This window comes from Paraburkholderia sp. BR10882 (assembly GCF_040948855.1).
GTDB classification, from domain to species: Bacteria; Pseudomonadota; Gammaproteobacteria; order Burkholderiales; family Burkholderiaceae; genus Paraburkholderia; species Paraburkholderia nodosa_A.
This window is the reverse complement of sequence record NZ_JBFPKP010000011.1, coordinates 1-22,163: the sequence shown is the minus strand read 5'-3', so window position 1 is coordinate 22,163 and position 22,163 is coordinate 1. Positions and strand designations below refer to the sequence as shown.

General features: G+C 64.3%; 20 protein-coding genes. 6 read left to right on the top strand and 14 right to left on the bottom strand.

Features of this window, described 5'->3' with window-relative positions; all coding sequences use genetic code 11:
* Positions 1 to 123 precede the first annotated feature (123 nt).
* Both argC and AB3X99_RS25435 read right to left on the bottom strand, forming a co-directional pair.
* The gene (gene argC / locus AB3X99_RS25440) at positions 124 to 1,071 is read right to left on the bottom strand and encodes an N-acetyl-gamma-glutamyl-phosphate reductase (RefSeq protein ID WP_069264239.1); all 948 of its coding nucleotides are present in this window, start codon (positions 1,069 to 1,071) and stop codon (positions 124 to 126) included.
* Between the two features lie 159 nt (positions 1,072 to 1,230).
* On the bottom strand, positions 1,231 to 1,755 hold the full coding sequence (locus AB3X99_RS25435; RefSeq protein WP_368618582.1) for a YbhB/YbcL family Raf kinase inhibitor-like protein: 525 nt from the start codon (positions 1,753 to 1,755) through the stop codon (positions 1,231 to 1,233).
* A gap of 335 nt (positions 1,756 to 2,090) precedes the next feature.
* On the opposite strand from AB3X99_RS25435, the gene AB3X99_RS25430 reads away from it, so the two are divergent.
* Positions 2,091 to 2,798, top strand: coding sequence for a response regulator (locus AB3X99_RS25430; RefSeq protein ID WP_069264237.1), 708 nt, complete (start codon positions 2,091 to 2,093; stop codon positions 2,796 to 2,798).
* A gap of 139 nt (positions 2,799 to 2,937) precedes the next feature.
* Here AB3X99_RS25430 and AB3X99_RS25425 read toward each other — a convergent pair whose 3' ends face one another.
* Positions 2,938 to 3,624: an orotate phosphoribosyltransferase gene (locus AB3X99_RS25425; protein WP_028203433.1), complete on the bottom strand. Its 687-nt coding sequence runs from the start codon at positions 3,622 to 3,624 to the stop codon at positions 2,938 to 2,940.
* A gap of 378 nt (positions 3,625 to 4,002) precedes the next feature.
* Between AB3X99_RS25425 and AB3X99_RS25420 the strand changes: the two genes are divergently transcribed.
* Both AB3X99_RS25420 and AB3X99_RS25415 read left to right on the top strand, forming a co-directional pair.
* The gene (locus tag AB3X99_RS25420) at positions 4,003 to 5,244 is read left to right on the top strand and encodes an MFS transporter (protein ID WP_368618508.1); all 1,242 of its coding nucleotides are present in this window, start codon (positions 4,003 to 4,005) and stop codon (positions 5,242 to 5,244) included.
* A gap of 216 nt (positions 5,245 to 5,460) precedes the next feature.
* A complete protein-coding gene (locus AB3X99_RS25415; RefSeq protein WP_368618507.1) occupies positions 5,461 to 7,746 on the top strand; it encodes an NADP-dependent malic enzyme in 2,286 nt (761 codons plus the stop codon).
* A 90-nt stretch (positions 7,747 to 7,836) separates the two neighbouring features.
* On the opposite strand, the gene AB3X99_RS25410 is transcribed toward AB3X99_RS25415, so the two are convergent.
* Positions 7,837 to 11,439 carry an indolepyruvate ferredoxin oxidoreductase family protein gene (locus AB3X99_RS25410; RefSeq protein WP_368618506.1) on the bottom strand — a complete coding sequence of 1,201 codons (3,603 nt, stop codon included), beginning with the start codon at positions 11,437 to 11,439 and terminating at the stop codon, positions 7,837 to 7,839.
* A 405-nt stretch (positions 11,440 to 11,844) separates the two neighbouring features.
* Between AB3X99_RS25410 and AB3X99_RS25405 the strand changes: the two genes are divergently transcribed.
* Positions 11,845 to 12,033 carry a hypothetical protein gene (locus AB3X99_RS25405; RefSeq protein WP_368618505.1) on the top strand — a complete coding sequence of 63 codons (189 nt, stop codon included), beginning with the start codon at positions 11,845 to 11,847 and terminating at the stop codon, positions 12,031 to 12,033.
* Positions 12,034 to 12,179: 146 nt separating this feature from the next.
* On the opposite strand, the gene hppD is transcribed toward AB3X99_RS25405, so the two are convergent.
* The gene (gene hppD / locus AB3X99_RS25400) at positions 12,180 to 13,277 is read right to left on the bottom strand and encodes a 4-hydroxyphenylpyruvate dioxygenase (RefSeq protein ID WP_368618504.1); all 1,098 of its coding nucleotides are present in this window, start codon (positions 13,275 to 13,277) and stop codon (positions 12,180 to 12,182) included.
* A 140-nt stretch (positions 13,278 to 13,417) separates the two neighbouring features.
* Here hppD and AB3X99_RS25395 point away from each other — a divergent pair, with 140 nt between their 5' ends.
* Positions 13,418 to 13,912 (top strand): Lrp/AsnC family transcriptional regulator, encoded by a 495-nt coding sequence (locus AB3X99_RS25395; protein WP_028203439.1) that lies wholly within the window; start codon positions 13,418 to 13,420, stop codon positions 13,910 to 13,912.
* A gap of 83 nt (positions 13,913 to 13,995) precedes the next feature.
* Here the strand turns inward: AB3X99_RS25395 and AB3X99_RS25390 are convergent, their stop codons facing one another.
* From AB3X99_RS25390 to paaA, 8 genes are all read right to left on the bottom strand, one after another.
* On the bottom strand, positions 13,996 to 14,661 hold the full coding sequence (locus AB3X99_RS25390) for a GNAT family N-acetyltransferase (RefSeq protein ID WP_368606121.1): 666 nt from the start codon (positions 14,659 to 14,661) through the stop codon (positions 13,996 to 13,998).
* A 265-nt stretch (positions 14,662 to 14,926) separates the two neighbouring features.
* Positions 14,927 to 15,529, bottom strand: a complete 603-nt coding sequence (locus AB3X99_RS25385; protein ID WP_069264222.1) for a TetR/AcrR family transcriptional regulator — start codon at positions 15,527 to 15,529, stop codon at positions 14,927 to 14,929.
* A gap of 6 nt (positions 15,530 to 15,535) precedes the next feature.
* Positions 15,536 to 16,360 (bottom strand): DUF1835 domain-containing protein, encoded by an 825-nt coding sequence (locus AB3X99_RS25380; protein ID WP_368618503.1) that lies wholly within the window; start codon positions 16,358 to 16,360, stop codon positions 15,536 to 15,538.
* A 165-nt stretch (positions 16,361 to 16,525) separates the two neighbouring features.
* Entirely contained in the window at positions 16,526 to 17,614 is a 1,089-nt protein-coding gene (paaE, locus tag AB3X99_RS25375; RefSeq protein WP_069264219.1) for a 1,2-phenylacetyl-CoA epoxidase subunit PaaE, read from the bottom strand.
* Position 17,615: 1 nt separating this feature from the next.
* Positions 17,616 to 18,149 (bottom strand): 1,2-phenylacetyl-CoA epoxidase subunit PaaD, encoded by a 534-nt coding sequence (paaD, locus tag AB3X99_RS25370; protein ID WP_028203443.1) that lies wholly within the window; start codon positions 18,147 to 18,149, stop codon positions 17,616 to 17,618.
* A gap of 29 nt (positions 18,150 to 18,178) precedes the next feature.
* The gene (gene paaC / locus AB3X99_RS25365; protein WP_342949243.1) at positions 18,179 to 18,985 is read right to left on the bottom strand and encodes a 1,2-phenylacetyl-CoA epoxidase subunit PaaC; all 807 of its coding nucleotides are present in this window, start codon (positions 18,983 to 18,985) and stop codon (positions 18,179 to 18,181) included.
* 9 nt (positions 18,986 to 18,994) lie between these two features.
* A complete protein-coding gene (paaB, locus tag AB3X99_RS25360) occupies positions 18,995 to 19,279 on the bottom strand; it encodes a 1,2-phenylacetyl-CoA epoxidase subunit PaaB (protein WP_028203445.1) in 285 nt (94 codons plus the stop codon).
* A 40-nt stretch (positions 19,280 to 19,319) separates the two neighbouring features.
* On the bottom strand, positions 19,320 to 20,318 hold the full coding sequence (paaA, locus tag AB3X99_RS25355; protein WP_342949244.1) for a 1,2-phenylacetyl-CoA epoxidase subunit PaaA: 999 nt from the start codon (positions 20,316 to 20,318) through the stop codon (positions 19,320 to 19,322).
* Between the two features lie 264 nt (positions 20,319 to 20,582).
* Here paaA and AB3X99_RS25350 point away from each other — a divergent pair, with 264 nt between their 5' ends.
* The gene (locus tag AB3X99_RS25350; protein WP_368618502.1) at positions 20,583 to 21,842 is read left to right on the top strand and encodes an SGNH/GDSL hydrolase family protein; all 1,260 of its coding nucleotides are present in this window, start codon (positions 20,583 to 20,585) and stop codon (positions 21,840 to 21,842) included.
* Between the two features lie 80 nt (positions 21,843 to 21,922).
* Here AB3X99_RS25350 and AB3X99_RS25345 read toward each other — a convergent pair.
* On the bottom strand, positions 21,923 to 22,163 hold a 241-nt coding region (locus AB3X99_RS25345), incomplete at its 5' end, for a hypothetical protein (RefSeq protein WP_368618501.1).

Sequence of the window (22,163 nt, the reverse complement as noted above, 5' to 3'; positions counted from 1 at the left end):
CCGCCAACCATTGGCGGGCTTTTTTTCGTCTGCAGGTTTTGCCTTGGCGCAAGACGAGGGCGTGGGGCAAAAAAAACCGGCTCAGCGAGCCGGTTTTTTGTTTGCGCTGCGAGTCCCGCTGCTTCAGGCATGCAGGCCGGTATTTTCAGCCGCGCCAATTGCGAGATTCATGCACTGGATCGCTGCGCCCGAAGCGCCCTTGCCCAGGTTGTCGAGGCGGGCAACGGTGACGAATTGCTCGTCGTTGCCGAACACGAACAGGTCGACACGGTTCGTGTCGTTGTTCGCCTGAACGTCGAACATGCCGGCGTCGAGGTTCTCATCGGCGTTGAACGGCGCCACGCGCACGAACGGCTCGCCTGCGTAGTACTCGGCGAACAGCGCCTGCACGTCCTGCGGCTTGGCGCCGCGCGTGAGCTGCTTCGGCGAAAAATAGGTGGTGACCGAGAGGCCCTTGTAGAACGGCCCGACGATCGGCGTGAACACCGGCGCCGACTTCAGGCCGCCGTGCACCGCCATTTCCGGCAAATGCTTGTGCGTGAGGCCGAGCGCGTACGGGCGCGGGCTCGCGAGCTTCGCGTTGCCGCCTGCTTCGTACTCCGCAATCATCTTCTTGCCGCCGCCGCTGTAGCCGGTGAGCGAGTAGCTGTGCGCGGCGAAATCCGGCGCAACGAGGCCGGCTTCGACGAGCGGACGCATGGCGAGAATGAACGCCGAAGCGTGGCAACCGGGCACGGCGATGCGCTTCGATTTGCGCACCTTGTCGCGTTGGGCTTTGGTCAGCTCGGGCAGGCCGTAGGCCCAGTCGGCCTGGGTGCGGAACGCCGTGCTCGCGTCGATCAGCACGGTGCGATCGTTTTCGACGAGCGAGGCCGACTCGCGCGAGGCGACGTCGGGCAGGCACAGGAACGTCACGTCCGAAGCGTTGATGAGACGGCGGCGTTCTTCGACATCCTTGCGCTTCGCATCGTCGATACGCAGGATCTCGACGTCGGCGCGCGGCGACAGGTATTCAAAAATCTTCAGGCCGGTCGTGCCTTCCTGTCCGTCGACAAAAACTTTCGTGCTCATCTCAGTCTCTCTGAACGCGGGGATTGGGGGCGCCATCACCCAGGGCGATGCTGGAACGGTATTTTAAGACGTCATGCGGACGCGCGTGTGAACGCGTCCGGAAAAAATCGGGGCTTACCCGTAAGCGCTCAGACGCTCGCCGCGCGCAACCGCCCCCGCTCAGCGGCCGTACGTGACGGTGATTTGTGCGCTTCCGAGCGTCGAGCCACTGATCTCGCGATCGAACAGCGCTGCCGGGCGGCCTTGTGCGAGCGGCAGCGCTTCGACGTTCAGCGCATAGACGGTGACGACGTAGCGGTGGGGATTGCCCGGCGGCGGGCACGGTCCACCATAGCCGTCGATGTTGAAATCGTTGCGCGCCTCGATCGCACCAAGCTTGCGCAACGCGCCCGTGGCGCTGGCGTTCTCCGGCAGGCTCGTTACGCGCGCCGGAATATTCGCGACGGCCCAGTGCCACCAGCCGCGTCCTGGCGCGTCGCGATCGAAGATCGTGATGGCAAAGCTCCGTGTGGCTGCGGGAGCATTGCGCCAGGTCAAACTGGGTGACTCGTTGGGTCCATTGCAGCCCGCATCGTTGAAGACCTGGCGCGGGCCGATTTTTCCGCCGTCGCTGAAATCGGCGCTCGATACTGTGAATGTTTCGCCTGCATAGGCTAAATTGGCTGTCGCCACAATGCTCGCCATCGCGAGCCACGCGCATAGGCGCGCACGGCGCGCGCAACCTGGCTGAAAGTCATATGGAGTACGCATCAGCGAGCTCTCCTGCATGTTTGTGAAATTCCGGCCACGTTTTTCTGAAGGAAACATTTGAATTGTTCGATGGTCCGAATCTGATCCAATATAGCGGTATAAGCGAGCGAGCTTTCGCTTGCGCGCGTACCAGGTGCGCGGGAGGATTTCGTTATAGTCGTATATTCTCCCGCTTAGGCACGTGGAGCTGTCGGACGCCGGAACAACAAGCGAAATGTGGACTGGCCGAGCGCCAAAGCAACAAGCAGGTTTGCCTACACGGAGGGCTAATGCAGCAACCAATCAGGGTCGTAGTCGCCGACGATCATCCGGTGATCTTGTTTGGTGCGGAACATGCACTGCTCAACTTTCCCGGCATCAAGGTAGTAGGGCGCGCCCGTCAGTCCACCGAACTCGTCAAGGCGTTGCAAGCCGGTCCCTGCGACGTGCTGGTGACTGACCTTGCCATGCCGGGCGGCCAGTACGGCGACGGTTTGCCGCTCATCGGCTACCTGCGGCGCAACTTCCCGAACGTTCCCATCGTCGTCCTCACGATGCTCGAAAATCCCGCGTTGCTCAAACGCCTCGGTGAACTCGGCGTGTTCGCGGTGGTGCACAAATCCGACGACCTGAGCCACATCGGCCTCGCGGTGCAGCATGTGAGCCGCAATCTCGAATACATGAGCCCACAGGTCAAGACCGCGCTCGATCAACTGCGCATCAACAGCGGCGGGAAAACCGATGAAGTGATTCTCTCAAAGCGAGAACTCGAGGTCGTGCGACTCTTTGTTTCGGGCATGACGATTAAAGAAATATCCGAGAAGCTGAACCGCAGTATTAAGACTATTAGTACTCAGAAGAACACGGCGATGCGCAAGCTCGGACTCGATCGAGACTCCGAACTGTTCCAGTACGCGCAGAGCAATGGCTTGCTCAATCTCTCCTCGTACGCGCCCAATGTGCCCGAAGCGGGCGGCGAGGCAGAAACGGCGCATTGATCCTGCCGCGCGACCCCCGCTCGACATTCGCTCGACGTTCGCATTACACCGCTGCACCAGTCAGAAAAAAGGCCATCTGCCCAGAGGCAGATGGCCCTTTTGCCACGCGCTCACGCTTGTGCGAGCGCGATTCGAGCGCTTACTGCGGCGCCGACGTCGCGCCGCCGTGCGCAGCCGACCACTCAGCCGGTGCGTGCAGGAATTTCTCGACTTCGTCGAGCGTCTTCGTTTCGAAGTAGCCCGACTCCTTGGCGACGCGCAGCACGTCCCACCACGTGGCGAGCGCGTGCAGGTCGACGTCGATGTCCTTCAGGACCGAGACGCTTTCCTTGAAGATGTTGTAGTGGAACAGCACGAAGCAGTGGTTCACCTGCGCGCCGGCCGTGCGCAGCGCGTTGATGAAGTTGATCTTGCTGCGGCTGTCGGTGGTCAGGTCTTCGACGAGCAGCACGCGCTGGCCTTCGGTGAGCAGACCCTCGATCTGCGCGTTGCGGCCGAAACCCTTCGGCTTCTTGCGCACGTACTGCATGGGCACCATCAGGCGGTCGGAGAGCCAGGCCGCGAACGGAATGCCCGCAGTTTCGCCGCCGGCCACGGCGTCGATCTGTTCGTAGCCGACGTCGCGCAGGATCGTGGCTTCGGCCATTTCCATCAGGCCGCGGCGCACGCGCGGATACGAGATCAGCTTGCGGCAGTCGATGTAGACCGGGCTCGCCCAGCCGGAAGTGAAGATGAAGGGCTTTTCGGCGTTGAAGTGCACGGCCTTCACTTCGAGCAGCATTTTCGCGGTTGCGTCCGAGATCGTCTGGCGATCGTAGCCTGTCATGGGCGAATCCTTGGATATGAGTGCGAGAGGAGGGTGGGCGCGTGGCCCGGTGGCGCTGGCACGGCGGGCGCGAAGCGTGGCTTCGGCGTCTGCGGTGCGCGGCCCGGGGGCGTGGATCGCCTGACCTTTTTCACTGCATGGGGTCAAGGCGACTCGCCCGGTCCGGACGGCTTCTCTTGCGCGCGTAGGCCGGTATTTTACCCGACTTGACGACTGCCGACGAGTCGCGCGGGCAAGCGCCGGCAGCGATGTGGGGCGCGAACGCCGGCGGCGCTGCGCTATGTGCGCCTGGCGTCGCGGTTGTGACGGCCCGGCCACGCCTTTACACTCACGCCGGTTTGCGCTCCCCGTGCACGTACGTTTCTCAGGATTGCCCACATGACCGTCGTTTCTACCAACCCTGCCGCCGCCACGCGCAGCCACGCCCTGCGTGCGCTGGTCGCCGCCGTGCTCGGCTACGCCATGGACGGCTTCGATCTGCTGATGCTCGGCTTCATGCTGCCGGCGATCAGCGCCGATTTGCATCTGTCCGGCGCGCAGGCGGGCGCGCTCGTCACCTGGACGCTCGTCGGCGCGGTGATGGGCGGTATCGTGTTCGGGCTGTTGAGCGACCGCTACGGCCGCGTGCGCGTGCTCACGTGGACCATTCTGCTGTTCGCCGTCTTCACCGGCATGTGCGCGCTGGCGCGCGGCTACGGCGACTTGCTCGTCTACCGCACGATCGCGGGCATCGGGCTGGGCGGCGAGTTCGGCATTGGCATGGCGCTCGTCGCCGAGGCATGGCCCGCGCAACTGCGCGCGCGGGCGTCGTCGTATGTCGGGCTCGGCTGGCAGCTGGGCGTGCTGGCCGCGGCGCTGCTCACGCCGCTGCTGCTCCCGCTGATCGGCTGGCGCGGCATGTTCGCCATCGGGCTGCTGCCGGCGGTCGTCTCGTTCGTGGTGCGGCGGCGCGTGGAGGAGCCCGAGCTTTTCATCGCACATGCGCAGCGCATGGCCGCTGCCGCCAGGGCCGAGCGCCCCCGCGCCCTGCGCATGCTCGTGGCCGATGCGCGCACCGCGCGCGCGAGCCTCGGGGTAGCCGTGCTCTGCTCGGTGCAGAACTTCGGCTACTACGGGCTCATGATCTGGTTGCCCGCGTACCTTTCGAAGTCCTTTGGCTATTCGCTCACGAAGTCGGGGCTGTGGACCGCCGCGACGGTTGCCGGCATGGCGCTCGGCATCTGGCTTTTCGGCATCGCCGCCGACCGGTTCGGGCGCCGGCCCGCGTTCCTGTTCTATCAGGCGGGCGCCGTGGTCATGGTATTCGTCTATGCGCAGCTTTCCACGCCGTTCGCGCTGTTGATCGGCGGCGCAGCAATGGGCGTGTTCGTCAACGGCATGATCGGCGGCTACGGCGCGCTCATCTCCGAGCTGTATCCCACTGCGGCACGCGCCACCGCGCAGAACGTGCTGTTCAACATCGGCCGCGCCGTTGGCGGCTTCGGGCCGCTCGCCGTGGGCGCGCTGGCCGCGCGCTATTCCTTCACAGCGGCGCTCGGCATGCTCGCCGCCATCTACGTGCTCGACATCCTCGCGACCCTCTTCCTGATTCCCGAACGACGCGGCGCCGCGCTCGAATGAGCAGCGCGCAACCGTAAGACAAAAGCGCGGAACTATTCCGCAATATCGGCCGCGCGAATTCCCGGTATCAGTCTTTGACCCACGTGGACGCGAACGGCGCCAGGTGTACACTATTCGGCCCTGCTGGAACGCTCGTGCCGTGCGGGCCGGCGGGCCTACGACCATAAAAGATTCTCTCTCACGTCTCTCACCTCTCACGTCCAGGCAGGCCTGAAAATGGATGAACAACTGAAGCAAAGCGCGCTCGCGTATCACCAGAATCCGAGGCCAGGCAAGATTTCGGTCACACCGACCAAACCGCTCTCGAACCAGGTCGATCTTTCGCTCGCTTACTCGCCCGGCGTTGCGGCCGCGTGCATGGCGATTCACGAAGAACCGCTCGATGCGCAGAAATACACCTCGCGCGCCAACCTCGTCGGCGTCGTGACGAACGGCACGGCCGTGCTCGGCCTCGGCAATATCGGCCCGCTCGCGGCCAAGCCGGTGATGGAAGGCAAGGGCTGCCTTTTCAAGAAGTTCGCCGGCATCGACGTGTTCGACATCGAACTCGACGAAACCGACCCGGACAAGCTCGTCGAAGCCATCGCGATGCTCGAGCCCACGCTCGGCGGCATCAACCTCGAAGACATCAAGGCGCCCGAGTGCTTCTACATTGAGAAGAAGCTGCGCGAGCGCATGAAGATTCCGGTCTTCCACGACGATCAGCACGGCACGGCCATCATCGCTTCGGCGGCGATTCTCAACGGCCTGAAAGTGGACGAGAAGAAACTCGATGAAGTGAAGCTCGTGTGCTCGGGCGCGGGCGCAGCGGCGATCGCGTGTCTGGACCTGCTCGTGAATCTCGGTCTGAAGAAAGAGAACGTCCTCGTCACCGACTCGAAGGGTGTGATCTACGAAGGCCGCGGCAATCTCGATCCGTCGAAGGCGCGTTACGCCGCCAACACCGAAGCGCGCACGCTCGGCGACGCGATCAAGTCCGCCGACGTGTTCCTCGGCTGCTCGAGCGCAGGCGTGCTCAAGCCCGAGATGGTCAAGGAGATGGGCGACAAACCGCTGATCCTCGCACTCGCGAACCCGGAGCCGGAAATCCGCCCGGAAGACGCGAAGAAGGTGCGCCCGGACGCGATCATCGCCACGGGCCGTTCGGACTATCCGAACCAGGTCAACAACGTGCTGTGCTTCCCGTTCATCTTCCGTGGCGCGCTGGATGTGGGTGCGACGACCATCACGGAAGAGATGAAGCTCGCGTGCGTGCGCGCGATCGCGGAACTCGCCGAGGAAACCGATCAGGGCGACGAAGTGGCGAAGGCCTATGAAGGCCACACGCTCGAGTTCGGCCCGGAATACCTGATTCCGAAGCCTTTCGACCCGCGCCTCATCATCAAGATCGCGCCGGCCGTGGCGCAGGCCGCGATGGATTCGGGCGTGGCCACGCGCCCGATCCAGGACATGGAAGCCTACCGCGAGCAACTGGGCGCGACCGTGTATCGCTCGGGCATGGTGATGCGTCCGGTGTTCGCGGCGGCGAAGGCCAACTGCGCGCGCATCGTGTTCGCCGAAGGTGAGGACGAGCGCGTGCTGCGTGCCGCGCAGTTCGTGCTCAACGAGAAGATCGCCAGGCCGATCATCGTGGGCCGTCCGTCGGTCGTGGAAATGCGCCTGAAGAAGATGGGCTCGAAGCTGCGTCCGGGCGCCGACTTCGAGATCGTCGATCCCGAAGACGATCCGCGCTTCCAGAAGAGCTGGCAGGCGTATCACGAACTCGGTGCGCGTCAGGGCATCACGCCTGAAGTAGCGAAGGCTTCGGTGCGCAAGTTCAACACGCTGATCGGCGCGATTCTCGTGCACCTCGGCGACGCCGACGGCATGGTCTGCGGCCTGCTCAACAGCTTCGACTATCACCTCAAGTTCATCGATCAGGTGTTCGGCAAGGCGAAGGAAGCCGGGAACTACGCGGCGATGAACCTGCTGATGCTGCCGGGCCGCAACATCTTCATCAGCGACACCTACGTGAACGAAGTGCCGAGCGCCGAGCAGCTCGCCGACATGACGATCCTCGCCGCGCGCGAAATCGAGAAGTTCGGCATCACGCCGAAGGTCGCGCTGCTTTCGTCGTCGAACTTCGGCAGCGTGCGTTCGTCGACCGCGCAGCGCATGCAGGCCGCACGCGAGCTGATCGCCGCGCGCGATCCGCAGCTCGAAGTGGACGGCGAAATGCACGGCGACGCGGCGCTCTCCGAGCTGATCCGCAAGCAGTCGTTCCCGGGCACGACGCTCACGGGCGAAGCGAACCTGCTGATCATGCCGAACGTGGAAGCGGCCAACATCGCCTACAACCTGCTGAAGGTGATCGGCGGCGAAGGCGTGACGGTCGGCCCGTTCCTGCTGGGCGCGTCGAAGCCGGTGCACATCCTCACGCCGGCGGCCACCGTGCGACGTATCATCAACATGACGGCGGTGGCTTCGGCGAACGCGAACGTGGCGAAGGCTGCAGCGAAGTAAATCGCTTTGGCGTGAAACGCCTGATGTGAAAAGGGCGCTCCGTATTGCACGGAGCGCCCTTTGCTTTTACCGCCTCAAATCAGGTGAGCGTCAAGCCGCGTGCCGCGCCGCGCCGTTTTCCGGCGAGCGCCATTTCGCGAGCAACGTGGCCCACTTCGCGCGCGCGGCCTTGAGGTTGTTCTCCTTGATATGGCCGTAACCGCGAATCGCGTCGGGCAGGTTCGCGAGTTCCAGCGCGAGCGGCAGATTCGCTTCGCTCAGACCGCCGATCACTTCGCGCATCAGCGTTTCGTACTCGCCGATCAATGCGCGTTCGTGACGGCGTTCCTCAGTGCGGCCGAACGGGTCGAGCGCCGTGCCGCGCAGGAACCTGAACTTCGCGAGCACGCGCATGGCCGTGAGCATGCGCGGGCCATACTGCTTCTTCACGAGCTGGCCTTTGTCGTCATGCTTCGCGAGCGAGGGCGGCGCGAGATGGAAATTCACCTTCCAGTCGCCTTCGAAGCTCGCCTTGATCTTCTCGATGAACGCCGGGTCCGCGTAGAGGCGCGCGACTTCGTACTCGTCCTTGTACGCCATCAGCTTGTGCAGGTTCTTCGCTACAGCCTCGGTGAGCGGAGACTGGCCGTCGACGTGCTCGAGCTTCGCTTCGGCCTCGCGCACGCTTTCGACGAACGCGCGATAGCGCCGCGCGTATGCCGCGCTCTGATACGCGGCGAGATACTGCGCGCGCTTTTCGATGAGCGTGTCGAGCGCCTTTGGCGTGTGCAGCGAGACGATCTTCGCGCCGGCCGCTTCGGCGTTCTGCTCGGCCATCGGCTTCTTCTCGAGCTGATCCACGGCGGCGCGATCGTGCGCCACGCGGCGGCCCCATTCGAACGCCGCGAGATTCTTCTCGACCTGCACCGCGTTCAACTCGATCGCGCGCACGAGCGACTCGTGCGTGAGCGGCAGCCAGCCCTTTTGCCACGCGTAGCCGAGCACGAACGGGTTCGTGTAGATCGCGTCACCGAGCAGCGCGAGCGCGTAGCGGTTCGCATCGACGGTCGCGACGTGGTCCGTGCCCGCCGCGGCGCGCACGTCGGCTTCGGTGTTGGAGCCCGGGAACTGCCACTGCGGATTCTTGATGAACTCGGCGGTCGGCGTGGGCGCGCTGTTGAGCACCACGTGCGTCATGCCCTCCTGCATGCGCGAGACGCAGTCGTCGCCGGCCGTCACGATGGCGTCGCAGCCGATCACGAGGTTCGCCTCGCCCATGGCGATGCGCGTCGCGTGGATGTCGCCGGGGCGGTTGGCGATCTGCACGTGGCTCATCACCGCGCCGCCCTTTTGCGCGAGGCCGGTCACGTCGAGCACGGTCACGCCCTTGGATTCGAGGTGCGCGGCCATGCCGAGCAACGCCCCAATCGTCACCACGCCGGTGCCGCCCACGCCCGTCACGAGCACGCCGTAGGGGCGGTCGATAGCGGGCACGTCGGGCGTCGGGACGGTCGGCATCGCTTCGTTCGCGACGCTGCTCGTCTTCGGCTTGCGCAGCTGGCCGCCTTCCACCGTCACGAAGCTCGGGCAGAAGCCCTTCAGGCACGAGAAGTCCTTGTTGCAGGTGGACTGGTTGATCTGGCGCTTCGTGCCGTATTCCGTATCGAGCGGCTCGACGCTCAGGCAATTCGACTGCACCGAGCAATCGCCGCAGCCTTCGCACACGGCCTCGTTGATGACCACGCGCTTCGCCGGGTCCGGATACGTGCCGCGCTTGCGGCGGCGGCGCTTTTCGGTGGCGCAGGTCTGGTCGTAGATCAGGATCGTCGTGCCGGGAACCTCGCGCAGTTCGCGCTGGATCGCATCGAGCTGGTCGCGGTGGTGGATCGTCACCCCCGGCGCGAGCTTCGTGGCGGGTTCGCCTTCGTACTTTTCGGGTTCGTCGGTGACGATCACGATCTTTGCTGCACCTTCGGCGGCGACCTGATGCGTGATCTGCGGCACCGTGAGCGTGCCGTCGACCGGCTGGCCGCCCGTCATCGCGACCGCATCGTTATAGAGGATCTTGTAGGTGATGTTCGCCTTCGAGGCGATCGCCGCGCGGATGGCGAGCAGGCCCGAGTGGAAGTAGGTGCCATCGCCCAGATTGGCGAACACGTGCTTGTCGTTCGTGAACGGCGCCTGGCCGACCCACGCCACGCCTTCGCCGCCCATCTGGCTGAAGGTGCTCGTACCGCGGTCCATCCACACCGTCATGTAGTGGCAGCCGATGCCGGCCATCGCGCGCGAGCCGTCGGGCACGTTCGTCGATGTGTTGTGCGGGCAGCCCGAGCAGAACCACGGCTTGCGCTCCGCCTGGACGCGCGGCTTCGCGAGCGCCTTTTCCTTGGCCTCGATCACGCTCATGCGCGCCGCGATACGCGCGCGCACGTCCGAAGGCAATTCGAACTTGTCGAGCCGCGTGGAGATCGCCCGGGCGATGATCGCCGGCGACAGCTCGTAGTGCGCGGGCAGGAGCCAGTTGCCCATCGGCACCGACCATTCGCCGCCCGCACCGTCCTTTTCGTCGAACTTGCCGTACACGCGCGGACGCTGCGCGTCGGGCCAGTTGTACAGCTCTTCCTTGATCGCGTATTCGAGAATCTGGCGCTTTTCCTCGACCACGAGAATCTCTTCGAGGCCGCGCGCGAAGGCGTGCGCGCCCTGCGCCTCGAGCGGCCACACGCAGCCGACCTTGTAGAGCCGGATACCGATGCGCGAGCAGGTTTCGTCGTCGAGGCCGAGGTCGGTGAGCGCCTGGCGCACATCCAGATACGCCTTGCCGCCCGTGATGATGCCGAAGCGCGCATGCGGCGAATCGATCTCGATGCGGTCGAGCTTGTTGGCGCGCACATAGGCGAGGCCCGCGTACCACTTGTAGTCGAGCAGACGCGCTTCCTGTACGAGCGGAGGATCGGGCCAGCGGATGTTAAGGCCGCCCTCGGGCATCGCGAAGTCTTCGGGGAGGATGATGTTCGTGCGATGCGGATCGAGCTCGACCGACGCCGACGATTCCACCACGTCGGTCACGCATTTCATTGCGACCCAGAGGCCCGAGTAGCGGCTCATCGCCCAGCCATGCAGGCCGAAGTCGAGATATTCCTGCACGTTCGAGGGGAACAGCACCGGCAGGCCGCAGGCCTTAAAGACGTGCTCCGACTGGTGCGCGAGCGTGGACGATTTGGCCGCATGGTCGTCGCCGGCGAGCACGAGCACGCCGCCGTGCGGCGACGAGCCGGCGGAGTTGCCGTGCTTGAACACGTCGCCGCTGCGGTCGACGCCCGGGCCCTTGCCGTACCACATCGAAAACACGCCGTCGTATTTCGCGGACGGGTACAGGTTCACCTGCTGCGAGCCCCACACGGCGGTCGCGGCGAGGTCTTCGTTCACGCCTGGCTGAAAGACGATCTGATGCGCGGCGAGGTGCTGCTTCGCCTTCCAGAGGGACTGATCGAGACCGCCGAGTGGCGAACCGCGATAGCCTGAGATGAACCCCGCGGTATTGAGACCGGCGGCCTTGTCGCGCTCCTGCTGCAGCATCGGCAGGCGGACCAGCGCCTGGATGCCGCTCATATACGCGCGGCCGCGTTCGAGGGTGTATTTATCGTCGAGCGTGACGGAAGCGAGTGCGGCTTCGAGCGAAGCGCGCTGACCTGCGTCTAGCGGGGCATTCATTATGTGTCTTCCTCCATCCAACCAATCCGTTGTGGGATCGCCAGAACTTCAGGGCCTCGGCATCTTGTGAATGCTCTGGCCGGGGTCGCCATATTGGCTTCTTTCTTTCGATAGTAGCACTCGGATAAACCCGCCGCTTCGAGCCTCGGAGCGCAGCGCCGCACCCCGCTGCATGTTTCGGGCCCGCGGCGCCGTGTCTCGCAAGCGGCCTGAAACCCCTGTGTAATAACGGATGTATCGAATTCATCAGAGGAGTAACAACGTGTAAAACTTGCACTACCTGGGAACCGGACTTGAATATCCTGTCTAACTCCCTCACCTGTGCGAACCGCGCAGCTTCCCTGGCTGTTAACAGTTATTAAAAGGGGCACTACTGCAACAGGCAGTCTAAAAAAGGAGTCCAGCATGAATAGTCGACATATCCAGACCTTCCTGACGGTCTCGGCTGCGTTCTTTGCCATGAGCGCGCCGCTGCATTCGAACGCCAGCACAAAGAGCGGCGAGAATGCGACGACCCGATGCGCCCAGTACACGCTGAGCATGAAGGCTGATACGAACGCCATGCCGGCCGCGAAGGCCGAACGCAAATCCTGATGCCGCGCTGATCCGCGCAGTATTCCATTCACCCGAATCCGGCGCCGGGGTGTGCGGCGGCGGATTCAAAAGTCAAAAAGGGCGAAGATCGCGCGATCTTTCGCCCTTTTTGTTTGGCTTTGGCCGAAATTACTGATGCGAGTGCGTCATGCCTTGTCCTGCACCACGCCCCGGCGGATCTGATCGAGTTCGATCGATTCGAACAGCGCCTTGAAGTTGCCCTCGCCGAAGCCCTGGTTGCCCTTGCGCTGGATGATCTCGAAGAAGATCGGGCCGATCTGGTTCTCCGTGAAGATCTGCAGCAGCAGGTCTTCGGGCATGCCGTCGATCAGGATCTTGCGCTTCTTGAGTTCTTCGAGCGGCTCGGGGTGGCCCGGAATGCGGCGGTTTACGAGCTCGTAGTACGTGTCGATCGTGTCGAGCAGCGCGATTTCGCTGGCGCGCAGGCCGTCCACGGTGCGGTAGATGTCGTTCGTGCCGAGCGCGATGTGCTGGATGCCTTCGCCGTGATAGGCGTCGAGATATTCCTGGATCTGGCCTGCCGTCTCGCCGCCTTCCTCGTTGATCGGGATGCGGATCTTGCCGCAGGGCGAGGTCATCGCCTTCGACTTCACGCCGGTGACCTTGCCTTCGATGTCGAAGTAGCGGATTTCGCGGAAGTTGAAGAGGCGCTCGTAGAACTCGGCCCATTCGTTCATGCGGCCGCGGTGGACGTTGTGCGTGAGGTGATCGATATAGGTAAGGCCGTGGCCGACCGGGTTCTGCTCGGCGCCCGCGATCGGCTCGAAGTCGACGTCATAGATGCTGATGTCGCCGATGCTGCCCGGCGCCGCGCCGTTCTTGCCGCGCCAGCGGTCGACGAAATAGATCAGCGAGTCGCCAATGCCCTTGATGGCCGGAATGTTCAGCTCCATCGGGCCGGTCTTGTTGTCGAAGCCCCACGCGCCAAGTTCGAGCGCGTGCCTGTAGGCTTTGGCGGCGTCCTGCACGCGGAAGGCGATCGCGCAGATCGACGGGCCGTGCAAACGCGCAAAGCGCTGGGCGAACGAGTCGGGTTCGCCGTTGACGATGAAGTTGATATCGCCCTGACGATAGAGCGTCACGTCCTTGTGGCGATGGCGCGCGATGGCCGTGAAACCCATGCGTTCGAACAGTTTGCCGAGCGCCTTGGGGTCCGGCGCGGTGTATTCGATGAATTCGAAGCCGTCGGTGCCGACGGGGTTCTCCCAGTTGGGGACCTGCATGGTTGTCTCCTGGCTGATGTAGATCAGATTTCGTGCTGCACAGTGTAGTCCGCCGTATTGGGAGAAAACTTGCGAGTTGGGTCGCATTGCTGTCGATCTACGCTATAAACTGCCTTAAATGAGTGTTGAGAAGGCATAAAATGGCAAGCATCGAATTGGACGCGATCGACAGGCGCATCCTGGCGATCCTTCAGGAGAATGGCCGGCTCTCGAACCAGGAGATCGCCGAGCGCGTGAATCTCTCGCCGAGCCCCTGTTTGCGGCGCATCCGGCGGCTGGAGGAAAGCGGCGTGATCCGCAGCTACGTGGCGCTGCTCGATGCGCAGAAGCTGGGGCTCGACCTGCTCGCCTACGTGAACGTGCGGCTGGAAAAGCGCGGGCCGACGGCGGCGGGGCGCGAAGGCGTGACGCACGCCGAGCTGTTTCGTGCGGCGGTGCAGACCTGGCCGGAGGTGGTGGCCTGCCACGCGATGACGGGCGACATGGATTTTCTGCTGCGCGTGCAGGTGGAGGATATGGCGCACTTCTCGCGCTTCGTGCAGGACCAGTTGCTGCACCATCCTTCGGTGATCGACGTGAAGTCCAGCTTTTCGCTCGACACGTTCAAGGAAACGACGGCTTTGCCGATCCGCTGACTGCGCGGCGCCGTGCAGCAGACGCAAAAAAAGCGGCCGAGGCCGCTTTTTTCAATGCATCAGTCTGTCCCGAAGGGCAGGAGTCACGCCGCGACAGCCTGCGGCAGGATCGTTTCCATCAGCTTGCTGGCCTGGCGCGCCTGACGCTTGAGCGCGTAGTCGAACACGGCGGCTTGTTCCTGGAGCATTTCGGCGATGATACTGCTCTGGTCGGCCGGCTCGAGCGAGAGATAAGCGTCGGCTTCGCCATACGCGTACTCGATCTTCATGCCCGACTTCTTCGCGATGTGCATCATCGTCGAGTTGCGCGACAGGCAGTGCATGTAGAGCGTGGTGACGTGCGTGTTGCGGCTGCGGATGGCGGCGCGCTCGAACAGCTTCGAGCCGATGCCCTGGCCGCGCGCGCTTTCCTGCACGGACACGCCGAACTCGGCCGTGCGGCCGTTGCCGTCCGCCGGCAGGTAGGCCAGATGGCCGACGCCCACGAGTTGCAACTGGTGGTCGAACACGCCGAACACGGTGTCGCGCGTGAAATCCATCGAGCGCACGTACTTTTCGATCACGTGGTCCGGCGCGGCCTGGCCGAAGCGCAGCAGGCGGTCGTCGCTGTCGAGCGAGAGAAAGTGCGCGAGCAGGCGTTCGCGGTCTGCCGAGGTGAGCACTCGCACCATGACGGGCGCATGACCGGACGTCAGCGGACGAGCGGACGACATGATCGGCACGTTGGCTTGGGTCGAAAGCGGGTTCATGATGGGTTCTCCTTGGAATGCATGCCGCATGATGCAGCGCAAAACGCATTCTAGCGGAAACCCTGGATGCACTCTAGGGAAAACCCGGAGTGCAAATTTGAGTGTTGCGCCTAATTAATAAAAATATGAGCGCAAGCGACTGATTATTAACGCTTATTCTGAATGAGTCGTTTGACTCGTCAACTGTTGTCCTGACGCATCATGTCGCGTTGCAGCAATCTGGCCCGAAAAGTTCTATCGCCCGGAGCACCGTCCCAAGCCACCTTCAGGCGCCCTTCAGACCGTGATCGACCATGGCGATCACCTGCTCGGCGAAGTCGCGATATCCCATGCGGCCGCCGGGTTTGAGCCACGTAAACGTCCAGTTGATCATGCCGAACACCATCATCGTCAGCGCAGTCTGGTTTTCGCTCGTGACGTGGCCCGGATACGCGCGCGCGAGTTGGCGCGTAAATGCGGCGACCACGTCGCGCTGGCGGTTCAGGATGATCTCGCGCTGGGCGTCCACGAGGTATTTGACGTCGTTCAGGAGCGCCACGTGGCGGCTGTGCGAGGTTTCGTACTCGGCGAGAAACGCGCGAATCAGCTCCGCGAAGCTCTCGCGCTCGTCGTGACCGCGCCGCTGGCTCGCGCCTTCGACCTCCGCGATGATCAGCATGAGCCGCTTGGTGTAGCGATCGAGCAGGTCGAAGAGGATCGCTTCCTTGCTCTCGTAATAGTGATAGAGCCGCGCCTTCGAGGTGCCGCTGGCGGCCGCGAGATCCGACATCGAGGTGCTCGGGTAGCTCGTCTGCGCAAATTTGGCGGCGGCGAGCTCGAGGATCTGGTCGCGTTGGGTTTCGTGGTCGGGCGCTCGGGTGCGTGCCATGGGAATTCAGCGGGGGAGGGAAAGGTGCGCGGCGGTTTGCGGCAGCGGCGGACGCGCGGCGCGCGCGGCAGCGGCGAGCGGGGCGCAGGCGGCGCACATATCGTCGCGCAGGCGCAGTTCTTCGGCCGCGCACAACTCGCGCAGGCGCCACAGCACGACGGGCTCGCCAACCGTGAAGCCGGCGCCGCCACGCGTGAGGGCTGCGCCGAGCACGTCGCTGGCGAGCCAGGAAGCGTCCGCCGGACGGTCTTCATGGGCGTCGAGCACGTCGAGGATCATGGCGTCGAGGTCGCTCCACGTGCCGCTCGTAAAGGTGTTGTCGCGCCAGCGGCGCGTCTCGCCATTGGCGAACTTGGCTTCCTGCCACTCCAGCGCGAGCCGCGTGATGCGCAGGACCGAGATCGGCGCGGCGTCCGGCAAGCGCGCCTCGATGCGGGTTGCAGCGTTCGGGCCCGAAATTTCGTCGGCAGTCAGACGCACTTCATTCAGGCGCTGCGGGACGTCGCGCAAGCGGTAGCAGACCCGCCGCAACGCGAGCTGGTGGGCGGCGTCGTGCGTGTGCCAGAACACCACGTGGGAATCGTCGGCTTCGAGCGCACCCAGCGCCGCACAGTCGTCGTGGGCGAGGGCGGGCGGCGCATCGCTCAGGCGCTCCCAGAAGGCGGCGCGTTGCGCGACGCCTGGGTCGCCCGCCACGTCGATGTCGCGCAACGGACCGACCGTCAGGTCGTCGCGCAGGGCGATCACGCGGTCCGGACGGCCTGCCGCTTCGAGAGCCTGTCGTAGCGCCGTCACGGCCGGCTCGCCGTAAATGAGGTGAATCGTGGTCATCGACAACTCGTTGCGTTCACGCTGAACGCCCTGTAAGCCCGAAAGCACGCAAATAACAAAAGGAGCCGCCCGCGGGTGCTGCAGCGCTGCGCTGCAACACCCGCGGGCGGCCCCTAGTGTAAGCGGATCGCCTGCGGGCCGAAAGCGTGCTGTTGCTCTAACGCCTTAACGTTCGTCGAAACTCACGACCACACGCTCACTCACCGGATGGCACTGGCAGGTGAGCACGAAGCCGTCCTTCACCTCCTGCTCCTCGAGCGTGTAGTTCTTGTCCATCTTCACTTCGCCTTCGAGCACCTTGGCGCGGCAGGTGCAGCACACGCCGCCCTTGCACGCGTAAGGCAGCGCCAGACCCGCCTTCAGGCCGACGTCGAGCAGGCTTACGCCCTCGTATGGCAGGCGCATCTTGCGCTTCTTGCCGTCGATGACGATTTCGAGGTCGGCCGCCGGCGTGTTTTCGGTGATCTCGACGTTCGGCACGCCCGCCTGCGGCAGCGGCGAGCCGAAGCGCTCCACGTGCACCTTCTGCGGCGGTACGCCCGCGTCCTTGAACGCGGCTTCGGCGGCGTCCATCATCGGGCCGGGGCCGCAGATGAAGGCTTCGTCGATCTCGTCGGCGGGCAAGAGCGTTTCGAGGAACGCCGCGCACTTGGCCTGATCGAGCACGCCGTTGAAGAGCTCGACGTCCTGCAGGTCGTCCGAGAGCACGTGATAGAGGCGGAAGCGGCTCATGAAGCGGTTCTTCAGGTCTTCCAGTTCCTCGGCGAACATGATCGAGTCGACGCTGCGGTTGCCGTACACGAGCGTGAACGCGCTGCGCGGCTCCGTTTCTAGCGTCGTCTTGATGATCGCGAGCACGGGCGTGATGCCCGAACCGCCCGAGAACGCCACGTAGTGCTTGCCGTGCTCGGCATTCAGGTGCGTGAAAAAGCGGCCATCGGGCGTCATCACGTCGATCTCGTGGCCGGGCGCGAGCTGGTCGAACGCGAAGTTCGAAAAACGCCCGCCGCGCACGCGCTTGATGCCGATGCGCAGCTCCCCGTCGCGGTCGTAGTCGGTGACGCCCACGCAGATCGAGTACGAACGGCGCGTTTCTTCGCCATCGATGTGCGTCTTGAGCGTCACGAACTGCCCCTGGGTGAAGCGAAACGCCTCGCGCAGCTCGGGCGGGACTTCGAAAGCGACAGAGACCGCGTCCGCGGTTTCGGGCCGCACTTCGCGGATGCGCAGCGAATGGAATTGCGGAGTGGCCATATCAGTACGGTTTGAAGTAGTCGAAGGGTTCGCGGCAGTCGATGCAGCGGTAGAGCGCCTTGCACGCAGTCGAGCCGAACTGCGCGAGGCGTTCGGTGTGCTGCGAGCCGCAGTGCGGGCAGGCGGGCGCGGGCAACGGCTTCGGTTTCGCGATGAAGGTGATCGGCTGTTCGGCAGATTGAGGCGCGGAGCCGCAGTTGCCCGTGGGCGGCGCGATGCCATAGGCGCGCAGCTTCTCGCGCGCTTCGTCGGTGATCCAGTCGGTGGTCCACGCGGGCGTGAGGGTCGTCGCGATGCGGTAGGGCGCGAGCGCGGCGGCGTCGAGCGCGTGCGCGACGTCCTCCGCGATCTGCGACATCGCCGGGCAGCCGGAGTAGGTGGGCGTGATGACCACTTCGATCTGGCCGTCGTCGGCGCGGCGCACGTCGCGCAGAATGCCCAGTTCGCGGATCGACACGACCGGAATCTCCGGATCGGGCACCGATTCCAGCACTTCCCACGCGCGTTCGAGCGCGTGATCTGCCGTTGCTTGCATCGTGACTTCCTCTGTTCCTGCGGGGGTGCTTACCAGCGCGCGTCCGGGTGCTGGCGCGCGAGGCTCTGCATCTCGGCCAGCACGAAACCCATGTGCTCCGAGTGCTCGCCGTGCTTGCCGGTCGTGACGTGCAACACCGGCGCGGGCATGGCGAGCGTGGCTTCTTCGAGCGCGGCTTCTACGTCGGTGCGCCACGCCGCTTCGAACTGTGCGGCGAGCGGCGCGATGCCGGCTTCGGCCACGGCCGTTTCCACGGCATCGGTGCTGAAGAATTCCCGCGTGTACGGCATCAGCCAGTCGATGGCGGCCTGGGCGCGGCGGTGCGATTCGTCGGTGCCGTCGCCGAAACGGATCAGCCACTCGCGCGCATGGTGCACGTGGTAGCGCGTTTCCTTGATCGAGCGCTCGGCGATCGCGGCCAGTTGCGGGTCGGCGGAGCGCAGCAGCGCGGTCCACAGATGCCCCATCAGCGTGGCGTAGAGGAAATTGCGCACGATTGTCACGGCGTAGTCGTTGGCCGAATGCGTCGTGCCGGCGAGCGGGCCGAAGTGCGGCAGTTCTGCGAGCGTGTAGTTCGCGAACTCGCGCTCGGCGCGGAAGTAGGCGTAGTCGTCCTCCGTGCGCTCGCGGCCGGTGAGGGCGTTTTCGAGCGTGGCGGCATGCGTGTAGAGCAGGCGCGCCTGACCGATCAGGTCGAGGCTCATGTTGGCGAGCGCGATGTCTTCTTCGAGGATCGGGCCGTGGCCGCACCATTCCGTGTTGCGCTGACCGAGGATCAGCGCTGTATCGGCGAGGCGCAGCACGTACGCGAGTTGTTCAGGCGTGGGCGTCGTCATGTTGCGCTCTTACATGTGGTTGACTTCGTCGGGCAGCGTGTAGAACGTCGGGTGGCGATAGATCTTGTCGCCGGCCGGCTCGAAGAGCTCGGCCTTTTCGTTCGGATCCGATGCCGTAATTGCCGACGACGGCACCACCCAGATGCTCACGCCTTCCTGGCGGCGCGTGTAGACGTCGCGCGCCATGCGCAGCGCCATCGAGGCGTCGGAGGCGTGCAGGCTGCCACAGTGCTTGTGGTCGAGGCCCTGCTTGCTACGCACGAACACTTCCCAGATCGGCCATTCCTTGTTCATCGTGGATCTCCTTCCTTCCTGATTCATGTATGAGGTGTGCTCAAGCTGCGTGCTTTTCGGCGCGCTGACGTTGCTTTTCGGCGTGGGCGAGGGCGGCTTCGCGCACCCAAGCGCCTTCGTTGTGTGCCTTCACGCGCGTGCCGAGACGCTCGCGGTTGCACGGGCCGTCGCCGTTCACGACGCGCCAGAATTCTTCCCAGTCGATCGTGCCGTAGTCGTAGTGGCCGCGCGCTTCGTTCCATTTCAGATCGGGATCGGGCAGCGTGACGCCCAGCACCTTCGCCTGCTCGACCGTCGCATCGACGAACTTCTGGCGCAGGTCGTCGTTCGAGATGCGCTTAATGCCCCATTTGGCGGACTGGTTGCTGTGGACCGAATCGGCGTCGCTCGGGCCGAACATCATCAGCACCGGCCACCACCAGCGGTTCACGGCCTGCTGGACGAGTTCGCGCTGCGCTTCGGTGCCGCTCATCATGGCGAGCAGCGCGTCGAAGCCCTGACGCTGGTGGAACGACTCTTCCTTGCAGATGCGGATCATGGCGCGCGCGTACGGGCCATACGTGCAGCGGCACAGCGGGATCTGGTTCATGATCGCCGCGCCGTCCACGAGCCAGCCGATCACGCCGACATCGGCCCACGTGGGCGTCGGGTAATTGAAAATGCTCGAATACTTGGCCTTGCCGGCGTGCAGGGCGTCGACGAGCTGGTCGCGCGAAACGCCAAGCGTTTCCGCCGCGCTATACAGATAGAGGCCGTGGCCGGCTTCGTCCTGCACCTTGGCGAGCAGGATCGCCTTGCGCTTGAGGCTAGGCGCGCGCGAGATCCAGTTGCCTTCCGGCAGCATGCCGACGACTTCCGAGTGCGCATGCTGCGAGATCTGGCGCACGAGCGTCTTGCGATAGGCTTCGGGCATCCAGTCCTGCGGCTCGATCTTGCCGTCGGCGGCCATGATGGCGTCGAACTGCGCCTGCTCCGGCGAGGTTGCGTCCGCGTCGAGCGGAGCAACGTTGCCGGGGATGTCGAGGGATTGCGTGTACATGGAGACGCTCTCGTCGAAGTTGGGTATGTCGCGCAGTATAAACCAACCGACCGGTCGGTAAATGAATTTTTTGAGGTAGGGCAAAGAAATCGGGCCTACCGCTGAGTTTTAGTGGGGCAGCAGCAGGAATGCCTGGGATTTGTTGGTGCGGGCGGCTTGTGCGTGGGTTTCGCTTGGTTTCGTGCGCTGGATTGTCAGGTGGATGGAAGGCTGGGCACCGGGCCATGGGGCACAATGCCCCTTTGCCTGCGCACTCGTTCACGGATGAAGATTTCTTTTGCTCCCCTCGCGGCCGCGGCCGCTTTGTTCATTTCGCTGGGCGCCACGTCTCCGGCATTCGCGGATCAAGCCCCGAGCCCCTGGGTCACGAGCTGGGCGACGGCGCTGCAGTCGATTCCCGAGCGCGACGCGCTCCCTGCGCTGTACCGTGCGCCCGAGGTGGCCGGACGTACCGTTCGCCAGATCGTGTATCCGACGCTGGGCGGCACGGTCGCGCGGGTGCATGTGAGCAACCTCTATGGGCGCACGCCGCTCGTGATCGAGGCGATGGCGATTGCACCGTCGGCCGGCGGCGCGGCGGCGAGCGAGGCGGGCACGGTGCACGTGACCTTCGGCGGGCGGGCGTCGGTGTCGGTGCCGCCCGGCGCGGCGCTCGATAGCGATCCGGCCCAGATCGACCTGAAGGCGCACGCGCCATACGCGATCAGCTCCTATATGGGAGCCGAGCAAAAGATGGTTGCGTGGCACCGCGTGGCGAGCCAGGTGAATTACGTCTCTCGTCCGGGCAATCACGTCGCCGATCCGTCGATTGGCGCGTTCACCCAGCGCTTTACGCAGTACGCGTGGGTGACGGGGCTGGCGGTCGAGGCGCCGGGGGCGTCGACAGTCGCGGCGATCGGCGATTCCATTACCGATGGCATGCGTTCCTCGCTCAACCAGAACCGTCGCTGGCCGGACGCGTTGGCGCGCCGCATCGCCCAGTCGCAGCGCACGGATCTCGCCGTGATCGATCTCGGGATCAGCGGCAACCGGCTGCTGAGCGATTCGCCTTGCTATGGCGAGGCGCTCGAGCGGCGCTTTGGCCGCGACGCGCTCGGCCATCCGGGCGTGAAGACCGTGGTGCTGCTCATCGGCATCAACGACATCAACTTCCAGGCGATGCCGGCGCGATCGGGCCTCGACTGCGACTTTCCTCATACGCACGTGGACGCGAACGACCTGATCGCGGGCTACCGCCGCGTGATCGCGCAGGCACATGGGCGCGGCGTGCGCATTTTCGGCGCGACACTCACGCCAGCTTCACTGCCGCCGGAGCGCGAGGCAATCCGCACGGCGGTGAACCAGTGGATTCGGACGAGCGGGGCGTTCGACGGCGTGGTCGACTTCGATGCCGCGCTGCGGGACCCGGCAGATCCGGCGCGACTGCGTTACGGCTATGACAGTGGCGACCACATCCACCCAAGCGATGCGGGCTACGCGGCGATGGCGAATGCGGTGCCGCTGGAGGTCCTTACCCGCAAGTGAGGAATATTTTCGCCACCCCCTTGCACAGTGCCGGCGGGGGCGATAAGATTCGCCCCCTTCGCAGTTCGATGTCTCCGACGTCAGGGCAGCGAAGGCCGCCGCGGAAACCGGCGGACGCAGGAGTCAGCAAGCTTTTTCAAGCGGTGAGCGAAAAAAAGGGGGTGACGAAGCGGAAAAGATTCTTCATAATCTCGTTTCTCTGCTGCTGACGCAGCAACGCAGAAAGAAGCCGGTAGTTGAGCAGTTTTAACGGCGCTTTCGCGATCGATCTTTAAAAATTTACAGCCGATAAGTGTGGGCGCTTGATGCGGTGGCGACCCG